Annotated in this window: 6 protein-coding genes; 1 reads left to right on the top strand and 5 read right to left on the bottom strand. The window is 70.8% G+C overall.

Going from position 1 to position 13031, the window contains the following annotated elements; all coding sequences use genetic code 11:
• The first annotated feature begins 840 nt into the window (after window positions 1-840).
• Complete coding sequence (locus ACIBJC_RS00395) at window positions 841-3375, top strand: ATP-binding protein (RefSeq protein ID WP_399285749.1); 2535 nt, start codon at window positions 841-843, stop codon at window positions 3373-3375.
• A gap of 158 nt (window positions 3376-3533) precedes the next feature.
• Here ACIBJC_RS00395 and ACIBJC_RS00400 read toward each other — a convergent pair whose 3' ends face one another.
• The 5 genes from ACIBJC_RS00400 to ACIBJC_RS00420 are packed head-to-tail and all read right to left on the bottom strand — an operon-like array spanning window position 3534 to window position 13016.
• Complete coding sequence (locus ACIBJC_RS00400) at window positions 3534-5765, bottom strand: pyridoxal-phosphate dependent enzyme (protein WP_399285751.1); 2232 nt, start codon at window positions 5763-5765, stop codon at window positions 3534-3536.
• Window positions 5755-6672: a kinase gene (locus ACIBJC_RS00405; protein ID WP_399285753.1), complete on the bottom strand. Its 918-nt coding sequence runs from the start codon at window positions 6670-6672 to the stop codon at window positions 5755-5757. Before ACIBJC_RS00405 ends, ACIBJC_RS00400 begins: the two co-directional genes overlap by 11 nt.
• Entirely contained in the window at window positions 6669-8159 is a 1491-nt protein-coding gene (locus tag ACIBJC_RS00410; RefSeq protein WP_399285755.1) for an argininosuccinate lyase, read from the bottom strand. The genes ACIBJC_RS00405 and ACIBJC_RS00410 overlap by 4 nt, the downstream gene beginning before the upstream one ends.
• Complete coding sequence (locus ACIBJC_RS00415) at window positions 8150-9793, bottom strand: condensation domain-containing protein (protein ID WP_399285757.1); 1644 nt, start codon at window positions 9791-9793, stop codon at window positions 8150-8152. Before ACIBJC_RS00415 ends, ACIBJC_RS00410 begins: the two co-directional genes overlap by 10 nt.
• A gap of 46 nt (window positions 9794-9839) precedes the next feature.
• Window positions 9840-13016, bottom strand: a complete 3177-nt coding sequence (locus ACIBJC_RS00420; protein ID WP_399285759.1) for an amino acid adenylation domain-containing protein — start codon at window positions 13014-13016, stop codon at window positions 9840-9842.
• Between the last annotated feature and the right edge of the window lie 15 nt (window positions 13017-13031).

Raw genomic sequence — 13031 nt, forward strand, 5'->3', positions numbered from 1 at the left:
GACGCCCTGCGCCCAAGCGGAGGGGCCGCTCGCCCGCGACGAAATCACCCAAGGGGCAGCGCACTTATGTCATTTCTGGAATAAAGGGGAGCATTTCACTGCCGCATGCGGGCAGGATTCGGGCAGCGATGAAAACAGAACGGGCTTGGGTCATGCGTTCAATCATGATTAGATGCAAGCGCGGCGTGATTGGCATGGGACGCCAAACCGCTGACGGGGTGCAGCTACCGCACGGTCACGAAAGTGACATCGAGGTCCGGAACCCGAAAGGAGAGCTCCGGTTTGCGTCTTACCCACGCGAATGAGCTCATCAGCGGCCTTTCATCTCCCGGCGCGGGGAAGGCGTACGTGCCGTGGGTGTCGACCGGCCAAAAACCCTGGCGTCCCACTGCAGGAGGTACGAGAAAGCACCGGCCTCTCCCCCCACCTGTTACTCCCTGAGCCGATAACCGACCCACGCTGCGGCGCATCATCCTGGCACGGCAGCGACTACAGCGTTCGGCCCAAAAACGCCCGACAGAACGTCACACGTCAGATTTTCATCCATGACGACGTCTCTTCCTCCCTCCGGTTCTCCCCGGGCGGTAATCCCTGACCGGGTGGCGCCGGTGCGCCCTTTTCAACGCTGCGCCCGTCGTCGAATCCCATGGAACAGCCGGTCGCACCAGCCGCAGCCGGCAGCGCTGGGCCGCACCCCGGAAATCACTTCCGACGACAAGCACCACTGCGTTCGTTCGCGGGTGATCCAGCCTCATTCACGCAGTACAGCCGTATGCCATCGTCGCAAAATCCTTCAGTCAGTCACAGAAGATGTGACCCCCATGACACGGGGCGACGCCAATGCAAGGCAGCACGTACGGAGAGGTGCCGGAATTGACCTCAGAATCCCCCCACACCACTAATTCCTGCAACATGTGCGGCAAGCACATGTACAAGAGAAACCCCGAAAGCGCGACACCGCTTCGCTCCCGGTACTGCTCGAACGCCTGCCGACAGCGTTCCTATCGGCAGCGGCAGAAGGCCGGCGGGATGGGAACGGCGGTCGGCGGCGGCCCCCTGACCCAGTTGAGCAGCTTTGTCGGCCGGACCGACGAGATGGTGGAGTTGAGCCGGTTACTCCGCAGCGTACGACTGCTGACGCTGACGGGACCCGCCGGGGTGGGCAAGACGCGCCTGGCCCTGGAACTGGCCGGTCAGGAGCAACGCAGCAGGCACTGCGAAGTCGTCGTCGTGAAGCTGGCGACACTGACCCACCTCGACGAGATACGGCGGCAGATCCTGATCGCCGTCGGCGAGTCGGCCGAAGACAGTGCTCCGTGCGCACCACAGGCGGCCCCGTACGCGAACGAGCGAGACCGCATTCTGGTGCTCGACGACTGCGAGCACGTCCTGGACGAGTGCGGGTTGATTCTCAGCGAACTGCTGCCGAGACATCCGTGTCTGTGGGTCGTCGCCACCAGCCGTGAACCGCTGTGCCTCCCGGGGGAGGCGATATTCTCGCTGTCCGGTCTGGCGCTGCCCGATATGAACGGCGATTCGTTCTTCTCGGAGTGCCTGCGGTCGGACGCCGTGCTTCTTTTCCTGGACCGGGCACGAGCAGTGGTGCATGATTTCCAGCTCACCCAGGAGAACGCCAGGCACGTCGGCGAGATCTGTATCCGGCTCGACGGCCTGCCGCTCCCCATCGAGATGGCTGCCCGGCTGATAAAGATGCTTCCGTCGGCCGAGGTCAGGGCCCGCCTGGACGACCGCCTGTCCCTGCTGACAAACGGATGGCGCCTGGCGGACCAACGGCATCAGAGCCTGCGGGCCTCCCTCCAGTGGGGCTACGATCTGCTGAATCCGGCCGAACGGTCGCTGCTACGGAGACTGTCCGTCATACCGGGCGGGTTCGGGCCTGAGACGGCTGCCGCGGTGGCCGCCGACGACAACGCGGCGAAACCGGGAACGTCCGAACTGCTGATCGCCCTTTCGGCCAAATCCGTCATCACCCCGTACACCGATCAGGACGGCCTGGCCCGGTTCCGGCTGCTGGAATCGATGCGAAGTTTCGGTCACGAACGGCTGGTTGCCGAAAGCGAGGACACCGAGACGTACGGGCGGCTGGTGACCTGGCTGACACGGTTGTCGGAACCGCTCCACAGGGAAATCTTCATCCAGCCCGCGGTGCTCCGGCGTCTGGAGGAGGAACACAGCAATCTCACCCATGCCCTCCGCTGGCTGATAACCGGCACGGACGAGCGCCAACTGCTCTTGGTCGGCGCACTGGCCACGGTGGAGTTGTCAGGGGGATCCGCGGGCGACACGCTGACGCTGGTCTCACGCGTCCTGGACCGCGGCATCGAGTCGCCGACCTACCGGAGCGTCGCCCTGGCGTCCGCGGCTGCTCTGGCGGGGCGGCAGGCGGACTTCGGCGCGGCCCTGCGCTACGCCGCGCAGGCCGTGGAGCTGGAACGCGGCCACGGCCGCGATCCGTTCCTCAGCCGTCTCCTGCTGCTGCGCAGCGCGCTCCACGAGACACGCGGCGACCAAGGCAGTGCTGTGGCGGACCTGTGGGAGTGCCTGAAGATCGGCCACCGTCTGCGCAACGAGACCCTGACGGCCCTCTGTCGGGCCGGTCTCGCCCGGTACCAGCTGCTGAACGGTGAGGTGGGCCGGGCCGAGCAGGTGATCGAGGAGGTCCTACCCCTTCTGCGGATGAAGGTGTCGCCGCGGTGGCTGCACACGAGTCTCGTCACGGCGGGCGCGCTCGCTCTTGAGAAGGGCGACCTGCCGACGGCAGAGGCGTACTTCGCCGAGTCGTCACGCACTCCCGCGGTGCACACGCGGGGTCCGGTCGACTCGCTCCAAGGACTGGCCATCGTCGCCGCCCGCGCCCACCGGTTCGAGAAGGTACTCCAGCTCATCGGGGCGGCCGAGCAGATCGGCCCGCGTGCTTCGTGGGGTGACGCGTGGTGGCAGGAGCGGGTGGACGCGGCACGGTCCGCGGCGCTGAGGGCCCTGCCGGCCAACCGGGCCAGCGCCTCGCTCGAAGCCGGACGCGCGATGCAGCACCACCATGTCCTCGCCTTCGCCCTCGGCTCCCAGGCGAAGGACACGACCGCGGAAGCGGCCGACAGCCTGCTGAGCAAGCGGGAACGGGACGTGACCACTCTGGTGGTCGAAGGCTTGACCAACCGGCAGATCGCCGCCCGTATACATGTGTCGGTGCGCACCGTCGAGACGCACATCCGCCACATCAGAACCACCCTGGGCCTGCGCTCGCGTGCGCACATCGCGGCATGGGCGGTGCGGCAGCGAACGGCGACCTCGCACCGCACCGTGCTGTCCCCCCGGGGCCGGGGGGTGCTGGCTGACGGCGGTCCGCTCGTGTAGGTGCCCGCAGCGAGTGCGGCCCGGTCCTCTCGATCGCGTGAGCTGCGGGGCGCGCGAAGCGGCGGACGACCGCACCGCGGGTCCCGGGCCGAGCGGGGGCCGCACATGTGCGGCCCCCGCTCGGCCCCCGCCGCACCGGCGATGGCGTACGCCGGCGGTCAGTCCCGGACCGTCACCACGTCCACCAGCCGCACGGCGGCGTCCAGGGTCTCCTCGACCTCCCGGACCGAGCCGCCGCCCGCGATCACATGGCCGAGTCGGTCATAGGCGTCCCGCGGCGGCCGTACCGCACGGCCCGGGGACCCGGTGGTCACCACACGTTCGACGCCCGGCACACGCTCTGCCTCCGCGGTTCCCGTGATGGCCACGAGACGTCCCGCCTGACGCGCGGTCAGGAACCTGATGCCCGTGTGCCGGGTCCGGTCCGGAAGCAGCCGGACGGGGTAGCCGGCCGCGGCCCGCACCTGCTGCTCCAGAAGGTCGATCCCGGTCGCCGCACGGACGAGTTCGGGGATCATGCCACCGGCGAGCCTGCCGTTGATCTCGATGACCGCGGGACCTGTGTCCGTCATCCTGATCTCGACGTGCGCCGGACCCCGATCGAAGCCCACCGCCTTGAGTGCTTGGCGGGCGGTTTCCGCGAGTTCGCCGGAGGCGGCCTCCGGCAACTCGGCGGGAAAGACATGGCCGGTCTCGACGAAGTACGGCAGCGCGCCGACGGTGCGCTGGGTCACCCCTATGCAGGTCGCCTCCCCATGGTCGCAGAACATCTCCACGCTGTATTCGGGCCCGCGGGTGTACTCCTCCACCAGGACCTTACGGGCGGTGGCCTGTCCCCGGACGTTCTCGGTGACGGCCAGGACGCGTGTGGCGTGCTCCGCGGCCGTGGCGGCGTCGTCGCACCACAGCACGTCCTGCGACCCCGATCCGCCCACGGGCTTGACCACGCACGGCAGGCCTACGGCGGCGACGGCACCGGCGATGTCGGCGGAGTCGCCGATCACTTCGAACGCCGGCTGTGGCACCCCCGCGTCCCTCAGCGCCACGCGGGTCAGCGACTTGTCGCGGCAGGCCGTCATCGTCTCCGAGGCGTGGCCCGGCAGGCCGAGCGCGGCGGCCAGCCGCGCGGTGTGTTCCAGATAGAAGTCACTGGTCGTCGTGAGCCCTGCGACGGTCCGCTTCCCGGTCGCTTCCCGGACCGCCCGGAGGACGTCCGCGTCGTTCTCGGTGTCGCAGATGACCGTCCGGCAGCCGGCGGCGTCGAGGCCGGCGTAGCGAGTCGGGTCCTTGGCCAGCAGGACCGGCTCGAAGCCGAGCCGCACCGCGGTGCGCAGCGCGAGCATGCCGGTCCCTGTCGTGTTCGACTCCAGGAAGGCCAGGACGGGACGGTTCCCGCGCGGGATCGAGGCGAACGACCAACGGGTGACCGTCGTGCCGTAGGGGACCTCGACAGGCCGGGCGGCGATGGGGCCCGCGGGCCGGTGACGGTACACGCTGTCGACGTAGCGGTCGCCGCGGTCCGGCAGGATTCCCACCAGACGGGTGCCGGGCGACGCTTCGGCGGCGAGGTGGGTGAGGATCCGGTACACCGACCCGGACGTGTTCCCGGCGAATATCTTCTGTTCCCGGGCGAGCCGCCGGGTGGCGTCGAACGCCTCGTCGTCCGAGAGCCAGTGCACCTCGTCGAGGAGGCGGTAGTCGATGTTGTCCGGGTACAGGCTGTTGCCCAGTCCGCTCTGTTTGCGGGCCGGTACGTCAGGTTGGCCGAAGAGCATGCTGCCGACGCAGTCGACACCGACCACCTTCAGGTCGGGCAGCCGCTCCAGCAGCGCCGTGGACGTGCCGCACAGGGAGCCGCCGCTGCCGACGGAGCCGACCACGACGTCCACCGTTCCCAGGTCGCCGATCAGTTCGTCGGCCAGCGTGCGGTACGCAGCCGGGTTCTGCGGGTTGCTGTACTGCTGGGGCCAGTAGGCGCCGGGCATGCCGCTCATCAGCTCCGCGAGCCGCTCCAGCCGGGCACCCTGCCACCCCTGCCCGGTCATCGCCTCCACCACGTGGACCACGCACCCGAGGGCCTCCAGCTTGGTGAGGGTGATCGGGTCGATACGGGGGTCCGTGACGATGTGCACGGCGTGCCCCAGGTAGGTGCCGACGAGAGCGATTCCCAGCGCCATCGTGCCGGACGAGCTCTCCACGATGGGTGCGCCTTCTGCGAGCGCACCGGACCGGCGGGCCTCAAGGATCATCTGCCGGGCGACGCGGTCCTTCATGGCGTAGGGGTTCAGCAGCTCCAGCTTGGCGTAGACCTCGACCCCCTCGGCGGCGTCCACCCTCAGCCGTACGACCGGGGTGTTGCCTATAGCGTCGACGACGGTGTCACAACGCATGCGCGCTCCCTGGTGACGTGAACGAACGAAAGACGGTGGTGGCGCCGGGCAGGCGCGAGCATGCCGCCGCGGCGGCCGACAGCTTGTGCCGGTGGTCGGGGTCGCCGGCGTCGAGCAGGAGGCCGAGCATGGTGCCGCTGTGGGCGCAGACCACGCCCAGAGCGCCGATCTCGTCGCGGACCCGGATCATGGCGTCGAGGTTCCGTTTGGGAACCAGCCGCTGGTTGAGGACCGCGCTGCGTGTGGCGATCGCGCCCACCCGGGCGAGGTCACCGTGCTCGACGGCCGTGGCGAGGTCCCGCACCAGGCGCTCGTACTCGTGCTTCTGGGCAGCCGTGCGGCGGTGGGGCCGCTGGTTGAAGGCCACCGTGTCGAGGTGACCGCCCTCGTCGACGGCCACCACCGTGGCCGGGGGCAGCGTGCCGAGCGACGCGCGCAACCGGACCCTCCGGTGTTCGAACACCACGATGCCCGGGTGCATCACCCCGTCCGTGGGCTCGATCGGGCGCAGCCAGCCCTCGACGGCCGCGGGCGAGGTGTCCACGCCGAGCACCGCCCCCACGGCCCTGACCGTGGCGACCAGGTCGGCGGAGGAACTGGAGAGCCCCTTCCCCACGGCCAGGCTGCTGTCGAGGACCAGGGAGCCGCCGCCGGCCCCTTGGGCGTCGAGCATGGCTCGCGCCACGCGCAGCGACTTGGTCTTGTGGGAGGGGAAAACACTCAGCGGGCCGTCGCGGTCGTACCGGAACCACGCCCGGGTGCCGCGGGTGATCGGGAACGTGACGAGGAAGCCGGCCCCGTCGGACAGCGCCCCTTGCAGCAGTTCGCCGAAGGTTCCGCAGGCGGTGCCGACGCCCTCGCGCAGGTCCACGCCCGGCCGGCGGGTGACCAGCGCCGGCTCCCTCATGACCGCCGCTCGGCCGTTGCCAGCAGGTCGTCCCGTCGGCGGGCGGCATCGGCGGATTGCCGTTCGCGCAGCGACCACTCGTCGGTGAGCCTCGCGAGTTCGGCGTCCTGGTCGGCGAGCATCGCCCGTACCTCGTCGGGGTGGGCCGAGCCGGCCGATCGTTTGGCCCGCAGTCCTTCGTCCACGTCGAAGGCGGCGACGAGGAGGGCGTCGGCGCGCGCGACCTCGTATTCCTCGTCGGCGCAGAGGGCGGAGAGCAGCGGGCCGTCCGGTTCGACCGGCCTCAGCCCCTTCTCCAGGGCGCGCTTGATGTACCGCCCGGAGATCACCTGGGCCGTCCGCCAGGGGATGCCGCACTCCAGCGTCAACCGGTTCGCGAGGGTGAATCCTCCCAGATACTCCCTTGCACACGCCTCGCGCATCCGGTCCGCCGAGAAGGCCGCTCCGGCGACGACCGCCCGCGTCAGCCGCAGCACCGAGCGCATGGCGTCGAACTGGGTGCGCAGGTGGCCGCCCGCCTCCTTCGACACCTCCACGGTGTTGGTGTACGCGGTGTTGCGCTGCCCGGCGGCGAGGTCGGCCGCGCACCCGGTGACGTGGGCACACCGGCCGCGGATGCGCTCCAGTACGGGGAAGTTGCGCTTCTGCGGCATGGCCGCGGAGATGCCCGACAGCTCGTCGGGAAGTTCCAGGAAGCCGAAACCGCTGCCGCCCCAGGCCATGAGGTCGGTGGCGAAACGGCTCAGTGTCACCGCGTAGCCGGCCAGGTCGCCGGCCATCGCCAGGGCCCAGCCGCGGGAGGCGACGGCCACCAGCGCGTGCGGCTGAACGCCGGAGAAGCCGAGCAGTTCGGCCATGCGCGCGCGGTCCCAGGCAAGCTCCTGGCCGGCCATGGTTCCCGAACCGAGTGGGCAGGCGTCGACCTCGTCGTAGGTGTGCAGCATCCTGCGCAGAGTGACCGTGGTCTCGGCGGCGAGGGCCGCGAGGTGGAAGCCGGGGCTGATGATCTGAGCGGCCTGGGCATGGGTGTATCCCGGCATGGGCACGTCAGCGTGCCGGGCTGCGAGCGAGGTGACCGCACGGCCCAACGACAGCAGGTCGGCGGCGACAGCGGTCAGGTTCTCGCGAGCGGACATCAACTGGGCGCAGACCTGGAGGTCGTTGCGGCTGCGGTCCACGTGCCACGCGGGGAACGGCGGGACAGGGCCGGACAGGACGTGCCGCTCGACAGCGAAGGAGATGTCCGACATGTTCTCCTTCGGGTCGGCGCGGACGCCATCCGGGGTCAGCGAGTCGAGCCGGGCTCCGATTCCGGCCGCCCCGGTGGCGTCCACCAGTCCCATCCGCACGTACTCCAGCAGCAGGACCTTCTCGATGGCGAGGTAGTGTCCGAGGAGGTGCTCCGCTTCGTAGGCGAACTGCGGGGCGAGCACCTCCTCGTGCCAGATGTCGCTCGGTACGCCGTCGATCCTGCCCGTCACCGCCATGCCGTCCTCCTCGGGCGCTTGCGTTCGAGTTCGGTGGCGAGACCGGCCACCGTCGGGTCGGCGAAGAACGCCCGGATACTCAGCTCGGCGTCGTGCTCCGCCGCGAGGCGCGTCAGCATGCGCAGGGCCTGCACCGAGTGACCGCCCAGGTGGAAGAAGTCGTCGTGGACGTCGGTCACCGCGGTGCCGAGGACGGCGCGCCACGCGTCGGCGACCAGCTTCGCCGTCGCGGTGCGTGGCGCGCCGCCCGTGGCCGTCCGGGCGGGGCGCGTCACATCAATGTCTCCCGGTCGGGGCGCGACCGGGAGACACGGCAGGGGGGCGTCCGCCGCGGACAGTCCCTCGACGAGCAGCGCGAGGTAGTCGGCGAGCAGCGCTTCGGCGGTGCTCTTCTCGACGAGTGCCGCGTTGTACTCGATGCGGACCGTGTCCGCCGTGATCTCCAGCAGCAGGTCGTCCTCGCAGCCGGCGGAACCGGAGGAGGCCGCCCCTGGGCCGCCGCCGACGGGCACGTGGTTGAAGGCCAGTTGGTACAGGGGCGGCACCCCGGGCAGCCGTGGCGCGGGCAGCAGTTCGACGAGGGTCTGGAAGGGAATGTCGTACCGTTCCTCGACATGGGCCGCCGCCCGTACCCGGCCGACCAGTTCGGCGAAGGTCGGAGTGCCGCTCACATCGACCCGGACCACCAGCATGTTGACGAACGTGCCGATCATCGGCAGCACGTCGGCCTGGCGACGGCCCGTCACCGGCAGACCGACGACGATGTCCTCCTGCCCCGAGTGGCGATGCAGCAGGGCCACATAGGCGGCGAGGCAGAGCATGACGGGCTCGGTGCCGAGCCGCCGTGCCGAGCCCGGCAGCGACGCGATGACCACCGAGGGGAGGCCGGCCCGTACCTCGGCCCCCGCGAACGTCCGGGCCGCGGGCCGCGGGCGGTCGAGCGGCAGGCGGTGGACGGGTGGGAGCCGGGCCAGCCGCGTGCGCCAGTACGCGGCCAGCTCGATGCGCCGGCGGGGCGACAGCCGGTCGCGCTCCCGCCGGGCGTAGCCGGTGTAGCTCAGCGGAAGCTCCGGCAGCCTCGGCTCCCGCCCCTGTTCCACGGCCGCGCAGATCTCGGTGAGCTCGACGTGGAGGTTGAACCGTGAGGCGGCGTCGTAGATGACGTGGTGGGCGGCGAACACGACCGCCCATTCCGTCTCCCCGAGCGCGAGCAACTCCGCGCGCCACAGGGGGGCTCGCTCCAGGTCGAAGGGCAGCCGCACCAGCTCTGCCCTGCGAGAACGCCGGACGTCCGCCTTCTGGGCGTCGTCCGCGCCGGTCAGGTCGGTGTGGCGGAGCGCCGGGTCGATCCGCGGGAGTACGTACTGCGTGAGCCGTCCGTCGACGATCCGCAGGGCGGTGCGCAGGGTCTCGTGGCGCTGCACCAGCAGGGCGAAGGCACCCCGCAGGTCGGCCTCGGTCACCTCGGCGTGCACGACCAGCTCGTCCACGATCCGATACGCCGACGCGTCGGGCGCCATCCGGCTGGCGAACCACACGCGCTCCTGTGCCGAGGACGCGGGAACGGCGCGCGGCGCGGCACCGGGAACCGGCCGCGGCCCGACGCTCGCCGCGCGCCCTGGTCCTGCCGTCATGGCGCGGGGTGGGGCGGGCACGGCCGGGGTGCGGAGCGGGCTCCGGTCACGCCTGCTCACCGCCGGTGTCCGGCCGTACGTGGCCGGGGATCCGCACCGCGTCGCCCATGACCACCGCGATCTCGCGCTCTCCCTCGAACGGTTCCCGGCTGTGGGCCATCCGCAGGTTGTCGACGACGAGGACGTCTCCGCGTCGCCACGGCTCGCCGACCGTGAATCGGTCGTACACGGCGTTGACGGCCTCCACGGTGTCGCCGTCGATGACCGTGCCGTCACCCACCGCGGTGTCGAACGGCAGGCCGTGCGGCCCGTAGACATCGGTGAGGTACTCGCGGACGGCCGGGTCCATCGTCTGCCCGTTGAGGAAGGCGATCTGGTTGAACCATCCGGGCACGCCCGTCGTGGGATGGCGTACGACGGCGGCGCGCCGCTGACGGGTGCGCAGCCGGTCCCCTGCCAGCCACTCGTGGCCGATGCCGGCGGCGGCGCAGTACGCGTCCACCTCGGCGCGGTCGTCGGTCCCGAACGCTTCCGGCCACGCCATGCCCACCTCGTGGTACATGCGGGTCAGCAGCCAGCCGTGACGCTCGAACGGGGCGACGAGACCGGGCGGCAGCGCCTTGAGGACCTGCTGGGAGTCCGCGACGTTGGTCCTGCCGCCCCGGTCGGGGGCCGTGAGGCAGCCGAAGACCAGGGTGCCGGGGACGGCGGCGGCGTAGCTCAGTTCATGGTGCATGCACATCGGCTCGTCCGACGGCCAGTGGCTGGAGGAGTACAGCCCCGGCGAGTGGGCGGTCCTCGGGGCAAAGCCTTCGCGTTCGGTCATCGCGGTGATCCCGAGCCCTTCCGCGACCGCGGCGACGTCGGCGGCGGTGCGCACTCCGAGGCCGCGCAGCAGCACGGCGCCGGACTCGGCGAGGGCCGCGCGGACGGCGGTGCGGTGGCCGGCGGCCCAGGCGACGGGGCCCTTGCCGGGCCGTACGGCGAGCACGCGGAGTGCGGGCCGCGACGCGGTGTCCGGCGCCGCGGCGCCCTTGCGGTCGACCAGGGCGGCGACGTCCGCGACGGTGGGGGTGTCCCACAGGTCGGCGACGGTCACCTGCCGGTCCAGGGCGATCGAGAGGCGGATCGCGGAGAGTGAGGTACCGCCGAGTTCGGTGAAGCGGGAGTCGCGCCCGATCCGCTCCGGCGGGACCTTCAGCACCTGTGCCCACAGGTCCGCGATCCTCCGCTCGGTCTCCGTGGTGAACTCCGTGTCCGGCACGTACTCGGTGGTGTGCCGCTGCCGCCGGGCGAGATCGGTCAGGGAGATCCTGTCGATCTTCCCGTTGCCGGACAGGGGCAGCTCGGGGGTGTGGTAGAGGCGCGGCGGGACCATGTACCCGGGCAGGGTCCTGGCGAGCGTGCTGGCGACCTGCCCCGCGTCCGGCGCGTCCGCGCCGGTGTAGAAGCCGACGAGCTGCGGCTCGGTGGCGGATCCGGCGACGACCACAGCGCCGTCCCGGACGCCGGAAACCTGGAGGAGCCGGTCCTCGACCTCGCCGATCTCGATCCTGAACCCGCTGATCTTGACCTGCGAGTCGCGGCGGCCGAGGTACTCGAGCTCGCCGGAGGGCAGCCAGCGGCCGAAGTCGCCCGAGCGGTAGAGGCGCTCGGACGGCCGGTGGGGGTCGCGGCCGAAGACGGCCGCCGTGCGCTCCCGATCGTTCACGTATCCGCGGCCCACGCAGACGCCGGCGATCACGATCTCACCCGGGAAACCCACCGGGAGAAGGTGGAGCCGCTCGTCCATGACGTAGACGCGCGCGTTGCGCACGGGGTCGCCGAGCGGCACGGAGCGGTGGGCGGGCAGGGCGCTCATGACACCGTGGTTGCAGTCGTCGCTGATCTCGGTGAGGCCGTAGCAGTTGACCACCGGCACGGTGGGGAAGGCGTCGAACCAGCGGCGTACCAGATCCTTCTTCAGCGCCTCGCCGGTGATCGCCATGACGCGTAGGCAGGGCAGCTCCCGGTGTCCCTCGGCCAGTGTGGCAAGGACGAGTTCGAGGTACGTGGGCACCAACTGCGCCACGTGGACGCCGTTTTCGGCCAGGGCGTCGATGAACGTGTGCACGTCCATGATCACGTCCTGTTCGACGATGAGCGTCCGGCCGCCCATGAGGAGCCCGGAGACGAGCTGCCACAGCGAGATGTCGAAGCACTGCGGCGCGGTCTGCGCCACGACGTCCCCCTCCTGGACGCCGAGGTCCTCGATCTTGGCGTAGAGGTGGTTGAGAAAGCCGTCGTGCTCGCACATGGCGCCCTTGGGTTCGCCGGTGGAGCCCGAGGTGAAGTAGATGTACGCGAGCTGGTCCCCCGCGACGGCGAGGTCCAGGTCGTGGCGCGGGCCGCCTCCTCCGAGAAGGTCCGCCACGTACAGGCGCCGCGTGTCCTGGCCGGCCAGCGCCTCCTCCAGCGGCGCGACGCCGTGGTCGGCCAGCACCCACCTGCACTCCGCCCTGGTGAGTGTGTTCGCCATCCGCTCGGCGGGGAAGTGCGGTTCGAGCGGCAGATAGCAACCGCCCGCCTTGAAGACGGCGATGACGGCCGCGAGCCATTCCAGGGTGCGTTCCGTCACCACCGCCACGACGTCCTCGGCGCACACCCCTTCCCGGTGCAGGGCCCAGGCGATGGCGTTGGCGTTCTCGTTCACCTCGCGGTAGGTCCAGCTTCGGGCGCCCTGGACGGCGGCCACCGCATCGGGGTGGCGGCGTGCCCGCTCCTCGAACAGCTCGTGGAAACGACGCCCCGGCAGCGGCTTCACCGGACCGGAGCAGAAGGCGATCGTCGCCTCGGTCTCCGCCTCGGACAGCAGGCCGTGGCCGCTGTGCGGTTCGTCGGGGAATTCGGTGAGCACGCGCAGAGCGACCCGCACATGGCCGCCCAGGCGCTCGACGGAGAGGTGGGGCAGCCCGGTCGCGCTGTCCCAGGCGTCGTCGGCCTCCTTCCGCCCTCCCTGCGTGGCCACACGCCGGATCAGCTCACGCCATGTGACGTCGGGGGAGAGGACGGGTGCCCCGGTCGCGGCGGCAGCGACCTTCAGCCGGGCGACGGCCTCGACCGTCTCCACGCCGACGCCGCAGGCGCGGGCGAGAACGGTGACGGCGCCGGTCGGCTCTTCGGACGGTTCCGGGGCAGGTGTGGCCCCCGCGTCGTCCGCCCCGCGAGAGGTTGTGTCCTGCATGGAGTTCCTCCTCAT

The organism is Streptomyces sp. NPDC050509, from assembly GCF_044457965.1.
Lineage (GTDB): Bacteria > Actinomycetota > Actinomycetes > Streptomycetales > Streptomycetaceae > Streptomyces.